The sequence below is a fragment of the Streptosporangium sp. H13245 genome (assembly GCF_055690525.1).
This window is the reverse complement of record NZ_JBSZKT010000007.1, coordinates 50,079-71,154: the sequence shown is the minus strand read 5'-3', so window position 1 is coordinate 71,154 and position 21,076 is coordinate 50,079. Positions and strand designations below refer to the sequence as shown.

Here is a 21,076-nt window from a genome sequence, read left to right as displayed (position 1 = left end):
GGCGCGGCACCGGGGCCGTACGGGGCCTGGCCGGTAGGTGCATGTCACCGGCACAGCGGTCCTCGGACATCTCCCCGTACGCGGGTAGGCTCCCGGTTCGTGCCGAGCATTCCGCAGCCCCTGGTCCCCGGCGACGACGGCGCCGCCGACGTCGCCGTGACATCCGCGCTCACGGCCTTCGCCGCGGGGGAGGCGCAGGCCGGTGAGGTCGTCGCCGCGCTGAGCGGGGCCCGGCTGCTCGTGCCGGTGGTCGCCCTGCTCAAGGAGTCGGAGATCGGCGAGCACGGGCTGCGGCAGGAGAAGGAGAGCGAGATGGCTCTCCCGAAGCTCGTCGGCGCGGACGGCCGCGAGGCGGTGCTCGCCTTCACCGGGACGGAACCGCTGCGGCGGTGGCGCCCCGACGCCAGGCCCATCCAGGCCACGATCCTTCAGGTCTGCCAGGCCGCCGCGCACGAGGGCACCGCGGCGGTGGTGGTCGACGTCGCGGGCCCGGTGCCCTTCGTGATCGAGGGCGGTCTCCTGCGGGCGCTCGCCGCGGTCGAGTCGGGCACCCTCGACCGGCTGGGAACCGAGGTTCCCGGCGTCACCGTGGCGCGGATGGAAGAGATCGCCGAGCCCCCCAGGCGTCGGCGGTTCGGTTGGCCACCGCGTGGACGACGTTGACCGTCAGGATCGCCGGGGCGATCACCGCGACGAACCCGCCGAAGTCGCGCTCGAAGACCAGGGCGAGGATCACCGCCGTCACCCCGTTCTGCTGGGCCAGCCCCAGGTGCACCCGGTCGATCATCGGCAGGCCGTGGGTGAGCACCAGCGCGGCGACCATCTGCGCGGCGTACGCGGCCAGCCCGAGCAGCACGCCCATGCCCATGTTCGTCCCGCCGACGAGCAGCAGGCCCATCAGGAAGGCCGACAGCGCGAACGCCGCGCTCACCGCCCGGCCCAGCCAGCGCGCGTCGGGCAGGCGCAGATAGAGCCCGGCCGTCGCCAGGCCGAGCATGAGGGAGGTCCACGCGGCCGACACGACCGCCCCGGCCGCCGTCACGTAGGTCAGCACCGGCGGGGCGTTCCTGACCAGCCGCCACAGCAGGTAGACCGCGCCCGCGAACAGCACGTTCAACCCCAGGTCGGCGAAGTACGAAACCGACAGGCCGCCGCCTCCAGCGCCGCTCACCAGCGCCGCCGCGTAGACGGCCAGGATGATCGTCACCGGGTCGTCGAAGGAGGACCACGCCCCGAGGATCGTCTTCGCCCGGTTCGAGAGACGGCTGTCCCGCATCACCCCGGCGACCGACAGCGGGTCGATCTGGGCGACCACCACCGCCATGATCAGCGCCCGGGGGTCGCCGGAGACGAGGTAGACGACCCCGGCGATGAACGCGGTCTTGAGCAGCACCCCGACGGTGACCGCGAGCACGATCAGCCGGGAGTGCTCCCTGGCCTCGGCGCGGTCGATCCCGTGCGTGCTCCCGTACAGGCCGATCGCGAGCAGCAGGCTGCTGAACAGCACGTACGCGCTCGAATGCTCCAGACCGCCCAGACCACCCAGGTCGGCGGCGAGCCAGCCGAGACCGACAACGACGATCAAGAGCCCGATTCGGGCCACCGTTCACTCCTTGGAATGGATCGCAGGTGTCCCTGAGGCTTCGGGACGCGTTCTCGCTGGTTGATCGGGGGCAGGGTGAAGTGCCCGCGGATCGTGTCCACGAGCTTGGCCATCTTGTCGTCGGAGACGTCGACCTTGCGCTGGTCCAGGGTCACCCCGATGAGGTAACGGGACTCGTCGATCCAGTAGAAGTACATGGCCCCGCGCTCCACGTCGAGGACCGTGCGGATGAGGATGCCGCCCTCCAGCCTGCGCAGCTGCCGGTTGAGCCGCTGGGTGAGCCAGTTGAGCTGGTTGCCCGCCTTGAGATAGATCTTCCGGCGTTCCTCCTGGTCGGTCTCGTGGAAGAAGTGGGCCAGGTCGGCGTCCTCCAGCACGTCGGTGTAGAAGCGGCACCGCTGGTCGGCGAAGTAGGCCACGAAGTGCAGGTCGTCCTGGTCGACCATGGACACGCAGCTGGCCAGTGCCTTCTCCACCGAGGGGCCGATGTTCGGCATGGTGCGGATCAGGATCTCCGACTCGCCGATCACCCTGCGCTTGGTGGCGGTGGGCAGCGGGCCCATCCCGGCCTCCAGGTACGGGAGGTAGAGGCCCCGGTGATACTGGACGAGCAGGTAGACGCCGGTGGCGACGGCGAACGCGCTCACCCCCGCGGTGATCAGCCCGTGCAGCTCGCCGGGCACCCCGCCCCGCCAGAGCACGGGGCCGAACGCCGCCACGAACCCCAGCACCGCCTCGCCCGCCGCGGTGACCGTCAGCGCCGCCACCAGCAGCACCGGCAGCCGCGCCCTGATCCGGCCGATCACGGTGGCGATGAGGGCGAGCGCCACGATCACCAGGACCACGGTGACCGCGCGGGCCACGTCGTACTCCTCGCCCTCGATGTACCACGCGAGGAGTTCGAGCAGCACCGGCAGGAGAACGAGTGACGCGATGACCGCGGGCAGCTTGCTGAAGCGATCCGTGTCCACGCGATCCGGCCCTCCGGGGGTAGGAATGCCTACAGCCTCCGTGATCATCGCCGTCCCCGTCAATGACCCACGAGGTCACTTCGCCCCACCGGCCGGAGTGGCCGGATCCCCGGCGCGGCGGGGGTTCGCGGATTATGGTCGGCTCCATGAGCCCCCCGGTGACCCCTCTGGCCCTCTCCGCGCTGGCGGTCCTGACGGCCCTGGCGGGTCTGGCGATCGGGTTCGGGACACGGCTCGTGGTGGCCCGCCACTCGGTGGCGGAGGGGGAGGAGCGGTACGGCTCCCCGCCCGCGGCCGGGGTGGTCGAGGGGGTCACCGCCGTGGTGCTGACCGCTCTCGCGCTGCGGGCGCTGTGGCCGGACGTACCGGCGGGGACGGCGGAGATCACGCCGGTCGGGAGGGCGGGGGAGCTGCTCGCCTTCGGCTGGCTGGCGGTGGTCGCCGTCGCGCTGTCCTTCGTCGACGCCGCCGTCCACCGGCTGCCCGACCGGCTCACCCTGGCCGCCTACCTGGGGACCGCCGCCCCGCTGGCCGTGTCGGCCCTCGCCGACGGCCGCTTCGGGGACCTGCTCGGCGCCGGGCTGGGCGGTCTCGCCCTGGTGGGCTTCTACCTGGTGCTGTTCCTGGTCAACCCGGCGGGCATGGGTCTGGGCGACGTCAAGTTCGCGGCGAGCCTGGGTACGGCCCTCGGCTGGCTGGGCTGGGACACCCTGGTCGCCGGGGCCTTCCTCGGCCTCCTGGCCGGGGGGCTCTACGGGGCCACCCTGATGGTGCTGCGCCGCGCGGGCCGCAAGAGCGAGATCCCCTTCGGCCCCTTCATGGCCGTGGGCGCCCTGGCCGCGGTCCTCACCGCCCTCTGACCTCTCCTTTGAGCCGGACCGCCTTTTCTGGACGGCTTTTTCCGGACGGCCACCCACAGGCCACCCGCCCCTGGCGCACCCGTCTTTTGACCGTTCGCTCCCCGGATCGTCCTTCCCGTCCCCGTCCCCGCCCCCGGGGCCGGTCTCCGGCATGACGATCACCAGCGGATGTCTCATCCCGTGAACAGAGGCCATTCCAGTGGGCGACACGTGGAAGACTTGTCACCATGTTGCGCTGGTTGACCGCCGGAGAGTCCCACGGCCCCGAGCTCGTCGCGATCCTGGAGGGCCTGCCCGCCGGGGTGGAGGTGACCACGGCACAGCTGGACGAGGCGCTGCGCCGTCGCCGCCTCGGCTACGGCCGCGGGGCGCGGATGAAGTTCGAGCAGGACGTCGTGACCATCGCGGGCGGGGTCCGCCACGGCCGGACGCTCGGCAGCCCCATCGCCATCCGGGTGGGCAACACCGAGTGGCCCAAGTGGGAGACGGTCATGGCCGCCGACCCCGTCGACCCGGCCGTGCTGGAGGGCCAGGCGCGCAACGCGCCGCGCTCGCGCCCCCGTCCAGGCCACGCCGATCTCGCCGGGATGCAGAAGTACGGCTTCGACGACGCCCGCCCGGTGCTCGACCGGGCCAGCGCCCGCGAGACCGCCGCCCGCGTCGCGCTCGGCCAGGTGGCGCGGAGCTTCCTCAAGCAGGCCCTCGGCGTCGACATCGTCAGCCACGTCGTCTCGATCGGCGGGGCCGCCTCCACCCGGGGCATCGTCCCCGGCCCCCGCGACCTGGAGGCGATCGACAACGATCCGGTGCGCTGCGCCGACCCCGAGGGCAGCGCGGCCATGGTCGCCGAGATCGACAAGGCGCACAAGGACGGCGACACCCTCGGCGGCGTCGTCGAGGTGATCGCCTACGGCCTGCCGCCGGGCCTGGGCAGCTACACCCACTGGGACCGCCGCCTCGACGCCCGCCTCGCGGCCGGTCTGATGGGCATCCAGGCGATCAAGGGCGTCGGTGTCGGCGACGGGTTCGAGACGGCCAGGCGCCCCGGTTCCCTGGCCCACGACGAGATCGAGAACACCGCCGACGGCGTACGCCGGATGACCAACCGGGCCGGTGGCGTCGAGGGCGGCATGACCAACGGCGAGCCGCTGCGCGTCAGCGCGGCGATGAAGCCGATCTCCACAGTCCCCCGGGCGCTGGCCACCATCGACGTGCTGACGGGCGAGGCCGCCAAGGCCCACCACGAGCGCTCCGACGTGTGCGCGGTCCCGGCCGCCGCGATCGTCGCCGAGGCGATGGTCGCGCTGATCCTGGCCGACGCCGCGATCGAGAAGTTCGGCGGCGACTCCGTCGAGGAGGTCGCCCGCAACCTGGCCGGTTACCTCTCCTCGCTGGTGATCAAGTGAGCGGGCGTCCGGGCGGGGCCGCTCCCGGTTCCCCGGTGGTCGGGCCGACGTCGAAGGAGATCGGATGAGTCCCCGAGTAGTGCTGATCGGTCCTCCGGGATCGGGCAAGTCGACCGTCGGGCAGCTCCTGGCCGAGCGGCTCGGGGTCGCCTTCCGCGACACCGACGCCGACGTGGAGCGCACGGCGGGCAAGCCGGTGAGCGACATCTTCATCGAGGACGGCGAGGAGACCTTCCGCGAGCTGGAGGCCGACGCCGTACGACGGGCGCTGGCCGAGCACGACGGCGTGCTCTCCCTCGGCGGCGGTGCGATCCTCGCCGAGGCCACCCGCGAGCTGCTGGCCGGGCATCCGGTGGCCTACCTGGAGGTCGGCCTCTCCAACGCCGTCCAGCGGGTGGGCCTGGCCTCGGCGCGACCGCTGCTCGTACTGAACCCGCGCAGCCAGCTGAAGAAGCTGATGGACGCCCGGCGCCCCGTCTACGAGGGGCTGGCCACGATCGTCGTGGCGACCGACGAGCGCGAGCCCGGCGAGATCGCCGACGAGATCGTGGGGGGCCTGAAGCCGTGACGATCTCCAGGATCGAGGTCCCCGGCGAGAGCCCGTACGACGTGGTGGTCGGCACCGGGGTGCTCGGTGAGCTGCCCGGACTGCTCGGCGCGAAGGTGAGCACCGTCGCCGTGATCCACCCGGAGAGCCTGCCGGAGATCGCCCGCCCCGTCTGCGGCGCGATCGAGGCGGCCGGGTACGAGGTCGTCGCGCTGCCGGTGCCCGACGCCGAGCGCGCCAAGACGGTCGAGGTGGCCGCGGAGCTGTGGTCGGCCTTCGGGCGCGCGGGGATCACCCGCTCCGACGCCGTGGTCGGTGTCGGCGGGGGAGCCACCACCGACCTGGCCGGGTTCGCCGCCGCCACCTGGCTGCGCGGCGTCAAGGTCGTGCAGGTGCCGACCACACTGCTCGGCATGGTCGACGCGGCGGTGGGTGGCAAGACCGGCATCAACACCCCCGAGGGCAAGAACCTGGTCGGGTCCTTCCACCCGCCCGCCGGGGTGCTGTGCGACCTGGCGACGCTGGTCTCGGTGCCCCGCGACGACTACGTGGGCGGCCTGGCGGAGATCATCAAGGGCGGTTTCATCGCCGACCCGCGAATCCTCGAACTCATCGAGGACGACCCGGACGGTGCCAGGCGTCCCGAGGGCGGGCACACCCGCGAGCTGATCGAGCGGAAGATCCAGATCAAGGCCGACGTCGTCGGAGCCGACCTGCGCGAGGGCGGCCTGCGGGAGATCCTCAACTACGGCCACACGCTGGCGCACGCCATCGAGCGCGTCGAGGAGTACCGGATGCGCCACGGCGAGGCCGTCGCGATCGGCATGGTCTACGCGGCCGAGCTGTCCCGCCTGGACGGCAGGATCGGGGCCGACGTCGTGGAGCGGACCCGGTCCATCCTCACCTCGGTCGGGCTGCCCACCGCCTACCGCCGCGAGGCCTGGCCCGAGCTGCGCGACCACATGCGCCTCGACAAGAAGAGCCGTGGCGCCAAACTGCGCTTCGTCCTCCTGGACGACCTGGCGAAGGTGTCCCCGCTGGTCGATCCGCCGGAGGAGCTTCTGGAGGCCGCCTACCACGAGGTCGCCCGGTGAGCACGGCCCGCCAGGCGAGCCCGGTGAGTACGCCGGGCGGAGCGGGTCCGATGAGCACGGCGCGTCGCGTCAGGCGAGTCCGATGAGCGCAGTGGGCGGGGCAGAGCCGTCCGGCGGGGCAGGGCCGTCCGACGGCGCGGGGGTGTCCGGCGGGGCAGGGGCGTCCGACGGTGCGGGGCTGTTCGGCGGCGCGGGGATGTCCGGCGGGAGCCCGGCGAGGAGCGTCGGCCGCGCGGCAGGCGTGCGGCCATCAAGGAGCGGTGAGTGACCCGATGAGACCCGTCTACGTGCTCAACGGCCCCAACCTGGGGCGGCTCGGCACCCGCGAGCCGGATGTCTACGGCGCGGAGACCTTCGCCGACCTGGCCGCGCTCTGCCGGGACACCGGCAGGGAGCTCGGCCTGTCGGTCGACGTACGGCAGACCGACGACGAGGCCGAGATGCTGGGCTGGCTGCACGAGGCGGCCGACGGACGGATCCCCGTGGTGCTGAACCCGGCGGCGTTCACCCACTACTCCTACGCGCTGCGCGACGCCATCGCCCAGCGCACCGCGCCCCTGGTCGAGGTGCACATCAGCAACCCGGCCGCCCGCGAGGAGTTCCGGCACACCTCGGTGGTCGCCGCCGTGGCGACCGGCACCATCGCGGGCTTCGGCCTGAGGTCGTACGTGCTGGCCCTGCGGGCCATCGCCGAGACCACTTCCTGACCCCGAGCCTTCAAGGATCCCCGGCCCAGGGGTCCCCGGCTCAAGGAGCCCCGGGCCCGCATCGGGCTCCGCACCCGCACCCGGCCCCACACCGGGCTTCGTATTCGTGTCCGGACCCGCATCGGGCTCGGGCTCCGTATTCGTGTCCGGGGCCGGACGAATCCGCACACCCGGGTCCGCGCTGAATCCGGCCCCGGGTCCGAGCGGGTTCGCGCACCCGGATCCGGCACCCGGACTCACCCGGGTCCGCACGGCCCTTCGCCCGTACCCGCGCGGGGCACCCCGGTGACGAGGCACCCGCGCGGGCGGTGACGGCCGACGGCCTCAGGGGGTGTTGAGGCGCTTGAGGGCGCTGCGTACCTTCGCCGGGTCGTTGGTGGGCCAGAAGGGCGGCAGGGAGTCGCGCAGGAACCCGGCGTAGCGGGCCGTCGCCAGCCGGGGGTCGAGCACCGCGACCACGCCCTTGTCGTGCTGGCTGCGCAGCAGGCGGCCCGCGCCCTGGGCGAGGAGCAGCGCGGCGTGGGTGGCGGCGACCGACATGAACCCGTTGCCGCCCTTGGCCGCGACGTGGCGCTGGCGGGCGGAGCTGAGCGGGTCGTCCGGGCGGGGGAAGGGGATGCGGTCGATGATGACCAGGCGCAGCGAGGGGCCGGGGACGTCGACACCCTGCCAGAGCGACAGCGTGCCGAACAGGCAGGTCGGCTCGTCCTCCGCGAACTGCTTCACCAGCAGCATCGTGGAGTCGTCGCCCTGGCAGAGCAGCGGCACGCTCAGCCGGTCGCGCAGGGCCTCGGTGGCCGCCTTGGCGGCACGCATCGAGGAGAACAGGCCGAGGGTGCGGCCTCCCGCGGCCTCGATCAGCTCGGTGATCTCCTCCAGGTAGGCCTCCGGCAGGCCGTCGCGGCCCGGCTGGGGCAGGTGCTTGGCGACGTAGAGGATGCCGCTGCGCGGGTGGTCGAAGGGGGAGCCGACGTCGATGCCCGCCCAACCGGCCCCGCTCTTGCCGCCCTTGCCCCGTTTCTTCCCGTCCTTGCCGTCCTTGTCACCGTCCCCGCCTTCTCCGCTCTCCCTCTCTCCCACAGGGTCCTTCCCGCCGCCCAGGCCCCACTGGCGGGCCAGGCCGTCGAAGGCGCCGCCCAGGGCGAGCGTGGCCGAGGTCAGGATGACCGTACGGTCGCCGAAGAGCTTGTCGCGGAGCATGCCCGCCACCGTCAGCGGCGCCACCCTCAGCAGGGGCGGGCGCCGGTCGGTGCCCGCCTCCAGCCAGACCACCTCGGCCCGGTCGATCTCCTCGGCGTGGCCGAAGGCGTCGAGCATGCGCTGCGCGGTGTCGTGGACCTCGTCCAGCGAGGTGAAGGCCGCCCTGCGCAGCCCCGCGCCCTCCGGGTCGTCCTTGTCGCCGTTGCGCGGGCCGAGGGCGGTGACGCACGCCCGCGCCGCGTCGCGGATCAGGGCGAGCGTCATCCCGAGCACCTGGGGGAGCTCGTCGAGGCGCCCGGCGGGGGCCGCGGCGAGCAGGGCCTTGAGGTCCTCGCCCGCCTCCATGAGCCGGTCGGCGAGGTGCTGCTCGATGAGCTTGCCGACCCGCCGCGCGGCCACCGTCAGCATCGTCTCCGACAGCTCGCCGCTGACCACCGAGGTGACGCGGTCGACCAGCTCGTGGGCCTCGTCGACCACGACCACCTCGTGCTCGGGCAGGAGCGGGAAGTCCTCCATCGCGTCGATCGCGAGCAGCGCGTGGTTGGTCACGACCACGTCGGACTCACCGGCGCGGGCGCGGGCCAGCTCGGCGAAGCACTCCATGCCGCTCGGGCAGCGGGTGGCACCCAGGCACTCCCTGGCGCTGACCGAGAACTGGCGCCAGGCCTGCTCGTTGACGCCGGGGACGAGCTCGTCGCGGTCGCCGGTCTCGGTCTCGTTCGCCCACTCCTGGACGCGCTGGACCATCCGGCCCGTCGCGTTGACCTCCCGGGGGTCGAAGAGCTGCTCCTGCTCGTCGTCGGGCCATCCCGCGCTCGCCTTGTAGCGGCACAGGTAGTTGCGGCGGCCCTTGAGGATCGCGAACGTCGGCTCGTGCGGCAGCTGCGGGGCGAGGGCCTTGGCGAGGCGGGGCAGGTCGCGGTCGACGAGCTGGCGCTGGAGCGCGATGGTGGCGGTGGAGACGACCACCGCGCCCTTGGAGGTCATCGCGTGCCTGATCGAGGGGATCAGGTAGGCGAGTGACTTCCCGGTGCCCGTGCCCGCCTGGACGGCCAGGTGGTCGCCCGACTCGATCGCGTGCTGCACCGCCCTCACCATGGTGATCTGCCCGGGGCGCTCGACCCCGCCCACCGCCTCGACGGCGGTGTTCAGCAAATCCTCAACCGGGGGAATATCCACCTTTGAGGAGACGTCTTCGGATGGGGCGATGGAGTCGGTCGGCACGACAGCCAACCGTACCCGCTCGCCCCGACAACCGCGGCTGCTCCGGCGAGTCGCCGCGTGGACGCATACCCGTATTCCGGAACCCGAGGTTCACGTCACATGGCAAACTGGCTGGATCACCCGGCTCATCAATCCTCGTAAGGTCAAGGGAGGGTCTACCGCTCTGGTGCCGCTGAGGCGGAAGATAGGGATGGAAAGACCGTTTCGGTAGGGTTTCCCGAGGTCGAGTGGACGAATAAAGGCTGGTTATCGCACTATGTCCTCCATGTCGGAAGTTGTCCCGTTGCCGTCGTTCGGCGAGGTGTTCTTTGACGAGCGTGGCCAGGAGCGGGTGCTCCGGGTCACCTGGCACGAAGGCACGCTGGTGCTGAGCCTGTGGCGCGGCGAGATGTGCACCGCGAGTTTCCGCATGCCCATGAACGATGTGGGACGCCTGGTCGACACACTTGACGAGGGCTTCGTCGAGGCCGGTGGGCAGTACCCCGACGAGGTGGGCGAGCCCGTTCACGCCGAGCAGCCCCCCCAGGGCGAGCCGCAGCCCTACGGCGAGTATCCCGGCACCGGCCAGTACGCCCGGCCCCGCCCCGAGGACTACGCCCAGCCGCAGCAGTACCCCGACCAGGCGGGCCACGTCCCCTCGCCGCTGGACGAACCCCGCCAGGTCGCCGCCCTCGGCCCGAACGACGTGCTCGTCGCGCGAGGCGTGGTGCCGCCGCCCGTCGACCGACCCGACCGGCTTGACCGGCCGCAGGAGCGGGCGCCCCAGGGGTACGGCTCCTCGGACGCCGTGCCGCGCGAGAACATGATCGTGAACGACTCCCTGCCCTACGGGCAGCCGCCGCAGGTCGAGCCGCTCGGCGCGGGCCCCGCCACCGGCGAGGCCGCCTACCAGCTGTCCGGCGACCGCTACCCGCCCGCGCAGCCCGCCCCGTACGGCGCCCAGCAGCCGGACCCGTACGCCGCCGCCCCGCAGCCGGATCCCTACGCCGCGCCGCCCGCCCAGCAGCAGGCCGCCTACGGCGCTCCGCAGGCCGACCAGTACGGCACCCCGCCCCCGCAGGCCGACCACCAGTACGGCGTCCAGCGGCCCGACCAGTACGGAGTGCCGCCCCAGCCCCGGCCCGTCGACCCGTTCGCGCCCCCGGCGGCCCGTCAGAAGCCGGCCACCTCGTTCACGCCGCGCCCCGACCAGTTCGCCGCCCAGTTCGCCGAGCCCGCCCAGCGGCCGGAGCCCGACCCCTACGGGCAGGGACAGCAGCAGAACTCGACCGACCCCTTCGGGTTCGCCGCCCAGCAGCAGGCCGCCGCCTACGGCACCCCGCCGCAGGCCGACCAGTACGGCGGCTACCCGGCCCCCTCGCAGCCCGATCCCTACGCGTTCGGCACCCAGCAGCCGCACCAGGCCGGTCACCCCGCCGACCTGCGCGACCTGTACGGCTCGCCGCCCTCGTACGCCCAGCAGGACGTCGACCCGTCCGACCCGCTGGGGCTGCGCGGCCAGGCCGCGCCCGACCAGAGGCTGCCCCGCCCCTACGTCCAGGACCCGCCGCCGCACTCCACCGGCGAGAGGCTCCGCCCCGAGCAGCGCTACGACGAGCGGTACGACGACCGCCGCCACGACGAGCGCCAGTACGACGACCGGCGCCGCGAGGGCCGTCGCCGCGACAACCGGGACGAGCAGCGCGACTGGTGACCTCCCCGGGACGCGGCCGGGCCGTGTCCCGTTCGCGAAGTTTCGCGTCCGGGGGAATGAGGGGATAGCGTGTGGCGTCCGCCGGGCGCAGCCCGGCGCCGTGTGTCGGCCTCGGCCGTCCCGGGCGGTTCGCGAGGCGTGCCGGGGCACGTGAGCTGATCGATCCCTACCGGGGCGGGGTGGCGTGGACGAGTCGACGGTGCTGCAGATGCTGGCCGTGTCGGTCGTCGGGATCGCGGTGGCCGCGGTGGCCAGGCGCAAGGGCTGGCCGTCGCCGCTGCTGCTGGTGCTCGCCGGTGTGGTGCTGTCGCCGTTCGTCCCCGGCTACGAGCTCGACCCCCAGCTGGTCCTGCTGGTCTTCCTGCCCCCGCTGCTCTACTCGGCGGCGATCGACAGCTCGTACCTGAGGCTCAAGGACTTCCGCAGGCCGGTCGCGCTGCTCTCGGTCGGCCTGGTGCTGTTCACCACGCTGGTCATCGGGTGGGTCACCCACCTGCTCCTGCCCCAGCTGCCGCTGGCCGCCGCGTTCGCGCTGGGCGCGATCGTGGCCCCGCCCGACGCGGTCGCCGCCGTCGCCGTGGCCCGCAGGCTCGGGCTGCCCCGCAAGGTGGTCACCATCCTGGTGGGGGAGAGCCTGTTCAACGACGCCACCGCGCTCACCGCCTACCGGGTGGCCATCGCGGCGGCGGTCGGGCAGGGCATCACCTGGCAGGACGCCGCCCTCGACTTCGCCCGTTCCGCGGCGGGCGGCGTGGTGATGGGCCTCGCGCTCGCCTGGATCCTGACCCGGGTGCTGGTCCGGCTGCGCGACGTGCTCGTCGAGAACACCGTCATGCTGCTCATCCCGTTCGCCGTCTACCTGGCGGCCGAGAGCCTGCACGTCTCCGGTGTGATCGTCGTGGTGATCGTCGGCCTCTACATCGGCCACCACATGCCCAGGGCGGGCTTCGGCACCCGGCTGCTGTCCGACGCGGTCTGGCGCTTCCTCGACTTCTTCCTGGAGACGATCGTCTTCGCGCTGATCGGCCTGCAGATGTGGCCGATCATGAGCGGGCTGGAGTGGGGCGACGGGTGGAAGCTCGCCGGGATGGCGCTGGCCGTCTTCGCCGCCGCGGTCGTCGCCAGGGTGGTCTGGGTCGTGCCCAGCATCTACCTGCCCCGGATCCTGTCCAAGAAGATCCGCATGACCGAGACCCACGCGCCGACCTGGCAGAACGTGACCATCGTGAGCTGGGCGGGCATGCGCGGCGTGGTCTCGCTGGCCGCGGCCTTCGCCATTCCCGAGAGCTTCCCCGGTCGTGACCTGCTGCTCTTCCTCACCTTCTCGGTGGTGATCGGCACCCTCCTCGTCCAGGGCCTGACGTTCCCGGCGCTGATCCGCAGGCTGAAGGTCTCCAACGACCAGGAGACCTACGCCGACAACCTGGCGGAGGCGGCCGCGCAGCAGGCCGCGGCCACGGCCTCGCTCGCCCGGCTGGACGAGCTGGTGGCCGAGGGCGTCGACGAGCTCCACAGGGAGGTCGTGGACCAGCTCAGGACCCGCGCCGAGCGCCGTACCCTCAGCGCCTGGGAGCGTCTGGGCGGAGGTACGGGGCCCGAGGGGGAGGAGACGCCCAGCAGTGTCTACCGGCGGCTCCGCCGGGAGATGCTGGTGGTCGAGCGCGACGTGTTCGTACGCCTCCGCGACGACCGGCGCATCGACGACGAGGTGCTTCAGCGGGTCCTCCACGAGATCGACTTCGAAGAGGCCACGCTGGAGCGCGACTAGCCCATGACGTTGTCCACGTAGCACCAGCGCCAGTCCTCGCCCGGCTCGAACGAGACGACGACCGGGTCGCTGGTCTGCCGGAAGTGGGCGGTGGCGTGCTTGTTGGGCGACGAGTCGCAGCAGCCGATGTGCCCGCAGGACAGGCACTTGCGCAGGTGGACCCAGCGGCTGCCCGAGGCCAGGCACTCCTCGCAGCCCTCGGGCGTACGCGGTGCCGGGTCCTGGGCCTCCAGGATGTGCTCACAGATCTTCATGCTCTCCCCCTCGGGTGACTACTGATGATCGTACGACCAGGGGGACACTCCGGCTCCGCGACCTCCCCGGGGCCCGGTCCTGCGGCTTTCCCGCGTACGTGATCCAGCGGTTCGCCCGCGTCCTGATCCCGTGGCTTCCTCGCGTCCCGGTCCCGTGATCCGGCTCGTGAGCGGGCGGGCGGGTAACGAGCCGGTACGGCGGCGCCTGTCGTGGCGGCTCGTTGGGTAGGGTCGGGACATGCGACCCCTTCCGCGACGAATTCCCGTCCTCGCCGCCTCTGTGCTGGCCGCCGCCCTCGTCACCACCGGCTGCTCCGAGATCCAAGAGGTGAGCCAGGGCATCGACAAGGCCCAGCAGTGCGTGCAGGCCGCGGGCATCGTCACCGAGACCGCCGCCAAGGTCTCCGGGCTGCTCAACGACCCCGCCGCGATGGAGAAGGCGCTGAACGACGGTGGCGCCAAGCTGGGTGACCTGGCCGACAAGGCGGCCAACACCTCGCTGAAGGAGGCCGCCGAGGGCGTCTCCGGCACCCTGGAGGGCTTCAACGTCACCGACGCCAACGGTGCCGTCGACGCCGCGCAGAAGGTGGCCACCGACTCGGTGCAGTGGGTCCAGCAGCTGACCAACGCCTGCGGATAACCCCCGCCGGCAAGGCATGACACGACATGGCCCGGCGCGGCGCGGCCCGGTGAGGCCGCCGCGTCGGCGCCCCTCGCCCCGGTGGCGGGTGAGCCCCGCCGCCCGGGTGGGCGGGCCCTGAGGTGCCTGCGGGCATTTCTGGAAATCCCGGGTTCTCTAGGGGGAATGTGGTTGAAATACCGTCATTCCTATGAAGACCCAGGAAAGTTCATGAACTCTCCGGACCACGAGCCGGACCCCCGGTTCACCCTTGCCAACGAACGTACGTACCTGACCTGGTTGAGTACGTCGCTCGCGCTGAGCGCGGGCGGCGTGGCCATGGCCGCCGTCTCCGCCGACGTCTTCGTCCCGTGGATGCGTACCCTGCTCGCGGTGGTCCTGGTGTCGCTGTCCGCCCTCGCCGCCGCGATGGCCTACCCCCGCTGGCGCCGCGTCCAGCGCGCCCTGCGCAGCTCCACCCCGCTCCCGCCCCCGGCCCTCGCACCCCTGTTCGGGTACGGCGTGGCGGTGGTCGCCGTACTCGCCCTGATCCTCATCCTGCTGTCGCGGTGAGCCCCCGGTGAACAGGCTCTGGGACGCGGGCCTGCAGAGTGAGCGGACCCGCCTCGCCTGGGTCCGCACCACCGCGATGCTGGCCGTCACCAGCCTGGCCGGAGCGGGCGTCGCCCTGCGCGCGGGGGCGCCAGAGGTGGCCGTCATCCCCTTCGTCCCGGCCGTGTTCTGCGCCGTCCTGCTGCTGACCCACACGGGCCTCCGCTACCGGCGTGCCCAGGACGCCCTGCACGGGAGCCGTCCCCTCGACAACCGGGCCGACGCCCTCATCGCCTGGATCGGTACCCTCGCCGCCGTGGCCGGAGCCATCGCCTTCGTTCTGGGACGGTTCGGAAGGTAAAAAAATGCGGCAAGATATCGCAGCATGTCACGCTTCGACGATCTGCCCGGTTACGCGGTGTCGATCGCTTCGCTGATCGACGCGGTCAATCTCGGCGTCCACATCGCGAGCAGGCCGCTCAGCAGGGAACTCACCGAGCGGTCCGGCCTCCAGACGGACCTGCTGGTCGATCTTCGATTCGTGCTCCCCGCCAGGCCGCTCACCGTCGAGGGGCTGGCCGCCCTCTACCGCTACAACCCCGTCACCCGGCCGGAGATCGACGTACAGATCGCCCAGGGGACCCTGGTCGACGACGGCGCGTTGCACGCGACCGCGACCGCGCTGTCCTTCATCGACTCCCTGTACGAGGTGCACGCGGCGGTGACCGGCGAGCTGTGGGCCGCCCAGGCCGACCGGCTGGCCGAGCTGGCCGATCTCGCGGGGAGGCTCCTGGAGCCCGGTACGGCCGGAGGAGGCGCGGCCTTCGCCCAGGCCTCACCGCCCCACGAGCCGGTGGGGACCCCGCCGGGCGTGCTGCTGTTCAACCGGCTGGCCGTGCTGCGCTACCACCGCGCCGACGCGCACGCCGAGGCGTGGCGGCGGGAGGGGCTCACCGCGGCCCAGATCATCGCCCTGCCCCCGGGACCCGTCCGCGACCGGATCGAGGCGGAGACGAACCGCCGCGCCGCGCGGCCGTACGAGACACTGACCACCCGCGACCGGCAGGCACTCCTGCTGGGCCTGAGCGCCCTCGATCTGCCGTGACAGGGCTGTGGCCGGTCAAGAGGTGCAAGCGACCGTACCGATCAATAGGCGAACACGACCGTACCGGTCAGAAGGCGAACGCGGCCGGTTTCCGGGGGGTGACGCCCGGGGCCCTGGGGCCCCGGGCGTCAGGAGAGCGTTCCCTTCCCCTGGACACTCTCCTGATGGGTCAGTACCAGTTGCTCGACCGGAAGTGACCCCACGCGCCGCACGGTGACCCGTAGCGGCTCTTGATGTAGTTCAGACCCCAGTGGATCTGTGTGCTCGGGTTGTAGCGCCAGTCCCTGCCGCTGCCGCCCATCTTCGAGCCGGGCAGCGCCTGCGGGATGCCGTACGCACCCGACGATCGGTTGTACGCGCGGTGGTTCCAGTTGCTCTCCCTGGTCCAGAGACTGTCCAGGCAGCGGAACTGGCTGTGCGGCCACGCCCGGCGGGACACGAGACGATAGGCGATCGTCTTGTTCCTGCCTTTCGCGGTTCTCGCGACCGCTTTCACCCTTGGCTTGACCTGGGTGACCCAGGTGAGCCGGTGCACCGTCCTCGCCGTCCCTTTCCTGGACGTCTCGGAGGTGCTCTCAGCCTGTCCCGTCGTGGACGGGCCGACCATTGTCGAGGCGGCCAGCACGGTCACGACGGTGTTGCGCAGAACGCGGTAGCTGTTCACGTGGATCCTTGTCCTCGGGCCGCGTGCGGAAGGCGCGGGAGGGCACGTGGGTGTCCTCCCGCATCCTGACGATCCGGCGCCCGTGGCTCGGACGGGGACGTCCGCGCGGTCTCTCCGGCCTGTTTCCGGCATGAGACGCCGCGGCGATCTCTCTAGGCGGCTTTCTAGTACGCGAGAGAGCGCCGAACGGCGGATGGGACACGCGAAGGGAAGGTGTTTGCCCGATCTTCGGGATCTACGGGTGATTCGGAGAAGGGCCGATTACGACCGGCGAATCGCCCATGCTGGGAGACGGTGTGAAAATCACCCCGGCATGGGGTTTCAGGGCACCGTTCCCTGATCAGTACCAGCCGCGCGTCCCGAAGTGGGCCCACGCCCGGCACGGTGAGCCGTAGCGCTGCTTGATGTAGCCGAGTCCCCACCTGATCTGCGTCCTGGGGTTGGTGCGCCAGTCGCGCCCGGCGCTGGCCATCTTGCCGCCGGGCAGCGCCTGCGGGATGCCGTACGCACCCGACGAGCGGTTGTGGGCGCGGTGGTTCCAGTTGCTCTCCCTGGTCCAGAGCCTGCTGAGGCAGTCGAACTGGCTCTTGTTCCAGCCGTGCGCGGACACCAGCGGCCTGGCGACGGCCTGGTTGCCCGGTCTCGCCGAGGACGCCTGGGCGACCGTGGTGGTGCCGAGGGTGAGCACCGAGGTGATCACCAGCGCACCGGTACGGCGTAGCGTCGACATGGGACTCCCTTGTGCGTTGAGGACTGGGGACCGCCGACACGATGCCCGGCGATTCGGCGGCGGGCCAGTCGACAGCGCCTGTCAGGAGTCCTGTCAAAGATCGGTAAGAGAATGATCAAAGCATTGGTGAGGCGGGCGTCGTCTCACCTGTGGCGTCAGTCACATTTCACTTTATGGACGACATAACTCTCAAATGTGACAAGGGGATTAGGCTGCGGATCATGGGAATCCGTGATATCGCCATCAGCACTCTCTCCGACACGCCCACCACGCTGGCCGCGCTGGCCGGAGACAGGGCCGTCCTCGTCGTGAACGTCGCCTCCAAATGCGGCCTCACCCCCCAGTACGCGGGTCTCGTCGACCTCCAGCGGACCTACGGCGACCGGGGCTTCACCGTCGTCGGCGTGCCGTGCAACCAGTTCTACGGCCAGGAGCCGGGCACGGCCGAGGAGATCCAGGAGTTCTGCTCCACCACCTACGGTGTCGACTTCCCGCTGCTGGCCAAGACCGATGTCAACGGCGACGACAGGCACCCCCTCTACGACGCGCTGACCGCCACCCCCGACGCCGAGGGGGAGGCCGGTGACGTCAAGTGGAACTTCGAGAAGTTCCTCGTCTCGCGGGACGGGGAGGTGCTGGCCAGGTTCCGGCCGGCCGTCGAGCCCGGCGACCCCGCCCTCATCGCGGCGATCGAGAAGTCCCTCTAGCCGCGCAGCTGCCCCTGACGATCAGCTCGGTGGGCAGCAGCACGCCACGTGGCTTCCTGGCGCCGCCGCGCAGCACCAGCTCGGCGGCGCGGTAGCCGATGTCCCTGGCGGGCTGGGCGATCACCGTCAGCGGCGGTGAGCACAGCTCCGCCCAGGGCACGTCGTCGAACATGATCAGGGACAGGTCCCTGGGGATGCGCAGGTCCAGCTCCCGCGCCGCCAGCACGGCCGCCTCGCCCAGCAGGTTGCCCCCGGCCAGCACCGCGGTCAGGTCGGGCCGGTGCTGGAAGAGTCCGGCCGCGGCGGCGTACGCGGAGTCGCGGCTGCCCCGGGCGACGACGACCAGCTCCTCGTCGACGAGGGGCCCCAGGGCCTGCCTGAAGAACGACAGGCGCTGCTCCTGCCCCGGGCCGCCCAGATAGGCGATGCGCCGGTGTCCCAGCCCCGTCAGATAGTCGACGGCCGTCCTGACCCCCGCGCGGTCGTCGGCGACCACCGCGGGGATGTCGTCGCGCCCGGCCGAGAGCCGGTGCGCGAACACCGTGATCACCCCGGCCCGCAGGGTCGGCGCCCAGCTGTCGCCGTCGCCCGAGGGGATCGCGATCACCCGGTCCACGCCCTGCTCCAGCAGCATGCCGATCAGCTCGGCCTCGCACTCCGGGTCGTCGCCGGTCGCGCCCACGATCACCGGCTCGCCCGCCGAGCGCGCGCAGGCGAGAACGCCGTCGGCCACCCGGCCGTAGAAGGTGTCGGTGATGTCGGGCAGCAGCAGCCCGATGCCGCCCGAACGCCGCTGGCGCAGGTTGCGCCCGAGCGCGCTGGGCCGGTAGTCGAGCTGGGCGGCGACGGTCAGCACCCGCTCCCTGGTCTCCGAGCTGGCCGACCCGCCGGACAGAACCCGGGACACCGTGGCGACCCCCACCCCGGCTGCCCCGGCGACGTCCTTGATCGTCGTACGACGCATGTTCATGGAAACGATTCCATCATGATTTCCGGGCTCAATCCAGTGCGGAACGACAACGACTGTCCTGCTGACAGGCCAGAACCGGGCAACCTCTTGACACGGATGTCCGTTTCCGATGAGATGCATGAAAACGTATCCAATATCGGGTGAACGCGGGGTTGGCCCGAGGCGACAAGGACTTCCATGGCATCCATCGTTCTCAGCAAAGTCGACAAGATCTACGCGGGCGGCGTCAAAGCCGTGAACGGCCTCGACCTTGAGATCAAGGACGGGGAGTTCATGGTGCTGGTCGGTCCCTCCGGATGTGGCAAGTCCACCGCCCTGCGGATGATCGCCGGGCTTGAGGACATCAGTGGCGGCGAGATCGCCATCGGCGACCGGGTGGTCAACCACCTCCCCCCGAAGGACCGTGACATCGCCATGGTCTTCCAGAACTACGCGCTCTACCCGCACATGACCGTCGAGGAGAACCTCGCCTTCGGTCTGAAGCTCCGCAAGATGCCCAAGGCGGAGATCGCCAAGCGCGTCGGCGAGGCCGCCAAGATGCTCGGCCTCGACCAGTACCTCAAGCGCAAGCCCGCCGCCCTCTCCGGTGGCCAGCGCCAGCGTGTCGCCATGGGCCGCGCCATCGTGCGCGAGCCGCAGGCCTTCCTCATGGACGAGCCGCTGTCCAACCTGGACGCCAAGCTCCGTGTCTCCATGCGCGCCTCCCTCAACACCCTGCACGAGCGCCTGGGCGTGACGACCGTCTACGTCACCCACGACCAGGTCGAGGCCATGACCCTCGGCGACCGCGTCTGCGTGCTGCGCGACGGCCTGCTCCAGCAGGTCGACACCCCGCAGAACCTCTTCGACAAGCCGGTCAACCTGTTCGTCGCGGGCTTCATGGGCTCCCCGTCGATGAACTTCGTCAACGCCGAGCTGGTGCGCAGCGACGGCGGCGGCGCGGCCGTCACCTTCGCGGGCTTCAAGCTGCCGGTTCCGGCCGAGACCTTCACCGAGAAGCAGGGCCTCGACCAGTACTTCGGCAAGCAGATCATCCTGGGCATCCGCCCCTCCGACTTCGACGACTCGATCGCCGCCAACGGCTCGTCCTCCGGCTGGGTCCGCCTGCCGGTCCGCGCCGAGGTCACCGAGGAGCTGGGCTCCGAGATCAACGTGCTGTTCCTGATCGACGCCCCGCCGGTCCAGCACCAGGACACGGTGGCCGCCGCCGCCGACGACGGCGAGGAGGACGCGACGCTGCCGCTGGTGGGCGACAAGTCGCTGTGGACCGCCCGGGTCAACTCCCGCAGCCACGTCCGTCCCGGCCAGAACATCGAGCTGATCGTCGACACCCACAACCTGCACTTCTTCGACCCGGTCTCGGGTCTGGCGATCGGTCACGAGGCCAACGCCCGCGTCTGATCCGCCGAGCGGGCCGCCGCTGCCAGGGCCCGTTCTCGACCATCACCGCAGGCCGGAAGGGCCCGCGCCACGACCCCCTCCCGTGGCGCGGGCCCTTTCCGTCTTTTGCCGTCGGTCCTCCGGCCTTCCGTCGGCTGTTCGGCGGCCTTGCTCAGCTCAGCGGCGGGCGAGGCGGCGCGAGAACTGGCCGATCAGGCCGAGGGGGAGCAGCCTGCCGACCCTGACGATCACCTTGTAGCGAAGGTCGGGGATGCTCACCCGTACGCCACGGGCAAGGTCGCGCATCGCCTCGCGGACGACGTTGTCCGCCGACAGCCAGAAGAACTCGGGGATGCCCGACTTGTCCATCGAGGCGCGCTCGTGGAACTCGGTGTGCACGAACCCCGGGCACAGCGCCATGACCCGCACGCGGCTCCCGGCCATCTCGATGGCCGTGGACTCGCTGAAGCTGACCACCCACGCCTTGGACGCGCTGTAGGAGCCCCGGGTGAAGAACGCCGCCACCGAGGCCACGTTGATCACCGCGCCCCGGTCCCGCTCCCGCATCCCCGGCAGCGCCGCCAGCGTCAGCCGCAGCACCGCCTCGCAGTGCAGCTTGAGCATCCGCATCTCCTCCTCTGCGGGTACGTCGAGGAAGTGACCCCGGTGGCCGAACCCCGCGTTGTTGATCAGCAGGTCCACCCCCTCGCGGAGCCGCCGCTCCACCGCCTCCAGGCCCTCGTCGGTCACCAGGTCGGCGGTGAGCACCTCGCTGCTCACCCCGTACCGCAGGCGTAGCTCCTCGGCGACGGAGACGAGACGTTTCTCGTCGCGGGCCACCAGGACGAGTGAGAATCCGTCGGCGGCCAGGCGGCGGGCGAAGGCGGCACCGATGCCGGCCGTCGCCCCCGTGATCAGTGCGGTTGGCATGCCTGCAGTCTAGGGACGACACGACCGGTCCCGGCCGTCCCGCATCGGTGCGAGAGATCAGCTCGGGGATTTCACCTCGGTGAGCGGCCTGA

The 21,076-nt window shown here is 71.5% G+C and carries 22 protein-coding genes; 14 read left to right on the top strand and 8 right to left on the bottom strand.

Annotated elements, in window-relative coordinates; all coding sequences use genetic code 11:
• The first annotated feature begins 99 nt into the window (after positions 1 to 99).
• Positions 100 to 663 carry an SseB family protein gene (locus ACW9TB_RS14715; protein ID WP_472748569.1) on the top strand — a complete coding sequence of 188 codons (564 nt, stop codon included), beginning with the start codon at positions 100 to 102 and terminating at the stop codon, positions 661 to 663.
• Here the strand turns inward: ACW9TB_RS14715 and ACW9TB_RS14710 are convergent.
• Together ACW9TB_RS14710 and ACW9TB_RS14705 are read right to left on the bottom strand one after the other, a co-directional pair.
• Positions 584 to 1,603: a cation:proton antiporter gene (locus tag ACW9TB_RS14710; protein ID WP_472748568.1), complete on the bottom strand. Its 1,020-nt coding sequence runs from the start codon at positions 1,601 to 1,603 to the stop codon at positions 584 to 586. The genes ACW9TB_RS14715 and ACW9TB_RS14710 overlap by 80 nt on opposite strands.
• Complete coding sequence (locus ACW9TB_RS14705; protein WP_472748567.1) at positions 1,582 to 2,574, bottom strand: hypothetical protein; 993 nt, start codon at positions 2,572 to 2,574, stop codon at positions 1,582 to 1,584. The genes ACW9TB_RS14710 and ACW9TB_RS14705 overlap by 22 nt, the downstream gene beginning before the upstream one ends.
• 146 nt (positions 2,575 to 2,720) lie before the next feature.
• On the opposite strand from ACW9TB_RS14705, the gene ACW9TB_RS14700 reads away from it, so the two are divergent.
• From ACW9TB_RS14700 to aroQ, 5 genes are all read left to right on the top strand, one after another.
• Entirely contained in the window at positions 2,721 to 3,434 is a 714-nt protein-coding gene (locus ACW9TB_RS14700; RefSeq protein ID WP_472748566.1) for a prepilin peptidase, read from the top strand.
• Positions 3,435 to 3,661: 227 nt separating this feature from the next.
• The gene (gene aroC / locus ACW9TB_RS14695) at positions 3,662 to 4,840 is read left to right on the top strand and encodes a chorismate synthase (protein WP_472748565.1); all 1,179 of its coding nucleotides are present in this window, start codon (positions 3,662 to 3,664) and stop codon (positions 4,838 to 4,840) included.
• A gap of 64 nt (positions 4,841 to 4,904) precedes the next feature.
• Positions 4,905 to 5,408 carry a shikimate kinase gene (locus ACW9TB_RS14690; RefSeq protein WP_472748564.1) on the top strand — a complete coding sequence of 168 codons (504 nt, stop codon included), beginning with the start codon at positions 4,905 to 4,907 and terminating at the stop codon, positions 5,406 to 5,408.
• Positions 5,405 to 6,481, top strand: a complete 1,077-nt coding sequence (gene aroB, locus ACW9TB_RS14685) for a 3-dehydroquinate synthase (protein ID WP_472748563.1) — start codon at positions 5,405 to 5,407, stop codon at positions 6,479 to 6,481. Before ACW9TB_RS14690 ends, aroB begins: the two co-directional genes overlap by 4 nt.
• A 272-nt stretch (positions 6,482 to 6,753) precedes the next feature.
• Positions 6,754 to 7,188 carry a type II 3-dehydroquinate dehydratase gene (gene aroQ / locus ACW9TB_RS14680; protein WP_472748747.1) on the top strand — a complete coding sequence of 145 codons (435 nt, stop codon included), beginning with the start codon at positions 6,754 to 6,756 and terminating at the stop codon, positions 7,186 to 7,188.
• A gap of 324 nt (positions 7,189 to 7,512) precedes the next feature.
• On the opposite strand, the gene ACW9TB_RS14675 is transcribed toward aroQ, so the two are convergent.
• The gene (locus ACW9TB_RS14675; protein ID WP_472748562.1) at positions 7,513 to 9,612 is read right to left on the bottom strand and encodes an ATP-dependent DNA helicase; all 2,100 of its coding nucleotides are present in this window, start codon (positions 9,610 to 9,612) and stop codon (positions 7,513 to 7,515) included.
• Between the two features lie 265 nt (positions 9,613 to 9,877).
• Between ACW9TB_RS14675 and ACW9TB_RS14670 the strand changes: the two genes are divergently transcribed.
• The gene (locus ACW9TB_RS14670; protein WP_472748561.1) at positions 9,878 to 11,305 is read left to right on the top strand and encodes a hypothetical protein; all 1,428 of its coding nucleotides are present in this window, start codon (positions 9,878 to 9,880) and stop codon (positions 11,303 to 11,305) included.
• 184 nt (positions 11,306 to 11,489) lie between these two features.
• Entirely contained in the window at positions 11,490 to 13,073 is a 1,584-nt protein-coding gene (locus ACW9TB_RS14665) for a Na+/H+ antiporter (RefSeq protein ID WP_472748560.1), read from the top strand.
• Here ACW9TB_RS14665 and ACW9TB_RS14660 read toward each other — a convergent pair.
• On the bottom strand, positions 13,070 to 13,327 hold the full coding sequence (locus ACW9TB_RS14660; RefSeq protein ID WP_472748559.1) for a ubiquitin carboxyl-terminal hydrolase 14: 258 nt from the start codon (positions 13,325 to 13,327) through the stop codon (positions 13,070 to 13,072). The two genes, ACW9TB_RS14665 and ACW9TB_RS14660, sit on opposite strands and share 4 nt — an antisense overlap.
• A gap of 238 nt (positions 13,328 to 13,565) precedes the next feature.
• Here ACW9TB_RS14660 and ACW9TB_RS14655 point away from each other — a divergent pair, with 238 nt between their 5' ends.
• The 4 genes from ACW9TB_RS14655 (at position 13,566) to ACW9TB_RS14640 (ending at position 15,603) form a co-directional block, all read left to right on the top strand.
• Positions 13,566 to 13,967 (top strand): hypothetical protein, encoded by a 402-nt coding sequence (locus ACW9TB_RS14655; RefSeq protein ID WP_472748558.1) that lies wholly within the window; start codon positions 13,566 to 13,568, stop codon positions 13,965 to 13,967.
• 210 nt (positions 13,968 to 14,177) lie between these two features.
• Entirely contained in the window at positions 14,178 to 14,519 is a 342-nt protein-coding gene (locus tag ACW9TB_RS14650; protein WP_472748557.1) for a YidH family protein, read from the top strand.
• Between the two features lie 7 nt (positions 14,520 to 14,526).
• Positions 14,527 to 14,859 carry a DUF202 domain-containing protein gene (locus ACW9TB_RS14645; protein WP_472748556.1) on the top strand — a complete coding sequence of 111 codons (333 nt, stop codon included), beginning with the start codon at positions 14,527 to 14,529 and terminating at the stop codon, positions 14,857 to 14,859.
• A gap of 24 nt (positions 14,860 to 14,883) precedes the next feature.
• Complete coding sequence (locus ACW9TB_RS14640; protein ID WP_472748555.1) at positions 14,884 to 15,603, top strand: hypothetical protein; 720 nt, start codon at positions 14,884 to 14,886, stop codon at positions 15,601 to 15,603.
• Between the two features lie 169 nt (positions 15,604 to 15,772).
• On the opposite strand, the gene ACW9TB_RS14635 is transcribed toward ACW9TB_RS14640, so the two are convergent.
• Positions 15,773 to 16,267, bottom strand: coding sequence for an aggregation-promoting factor C-terminal-like domain-containing protein (locus ACW9TB_RS14635; RefSeq protein ID WP_472748554.1), 495 nt, complete (start codon positions 16,265 to 16,267; stop codon positions 15,773 to 15,775).
• Positions 16,268 to 16,607: 340 nt separating this feature from the next.
• Positions 16,608 to 16,997 (bottom strand): aggregation-promoting factor C-terminal-like domain-containing protein, encoded by a 390-nt coding sequence (locus ACW9TB_RS14630; RefSeq protein ID WP_472748553.1) that lies wholly within the window; start codon positions 16,995 to 16,997, stop codon positions 16,608 to 16,610.
• Positions 16,998 to 17,218: 221 nt separating this feature from the next.
• Between ACW9TB_RS14630 and ACW9TB_RS14625 the strand changes: the two genes are divergently transcribed.
• Positions 17,219 to 17,704: a glutathione peroxidase gene (locus ACW9TB_RS14625; RefSeq protein ID WP_472748552.1), complete on the top strand. Its 486-nt coding sequence runs from the start codon at positions 17,219 to 17,221 to the stop codon at positions 17,702 to 17,704.
• Here the strand turns inward: ACW9TB_RS14625 and ACW9TB_RS14620 are convergent.
• Positions 17,676 to 18,674 carry a LacI family DNA-binding transcriptional regulator gene (locus ACW9TB_RS14620; protein WP_472748551.1) on the bottom strand — a complete coding sequence of 333 codons (999 nt, stop codon included), beginning with the start codon at positions 18,672 to 18,674 and terminating at the stop codon, positions 17,676 to 17,678. The genes ACW9TB_RS14625 and ACW9TB_RS14620 overlap by 29 nt on opposite strands.
• A gap of 177 nt (positions 18,675 to 18,851) precedes the next feature.
• Here ACW9TB_RS14620 and ACW9TB_RS14615 point away from each other — a divergent pair, with 177 nt between their 5' ends.
• Positions 18,852 to 20,075 carry an ABC transporter ATP-binding protein gene (locus ACW9TB_RS14615; RefSeq protein ID WP_472748550.1) on the top strand — a complete coding sequence of 408 codons (1,224 nt, stop codon included), beginning with the start codon at positions 18,852 to 18,854 and terminating at the stop codon, positions 20,073 to 20,075.
• A 156-nt stretch (positions 20,076 to 20,231) separates the two neighbouring features.
• Here the strand turns inward: ACW9TB_RS14615 and ACW9TB_RS14610 are convergent, their stop codons facing one another.
• Positions 20,232 to 20,984 (bottom strand): SDR family NAD(P)-dependent oxidoreductase, encoded by a 753-nt coding sequence (locus tag ACW9TB_RS14610; protein WP_472748549.1) that lies wholly within the window; start codon positions 20,982 to 20,984, stop codon positions 20,232 to 20,234.
• Between the last annotated feature and the right edge of the window lie 92 nt (positions 20,985 to 21,076).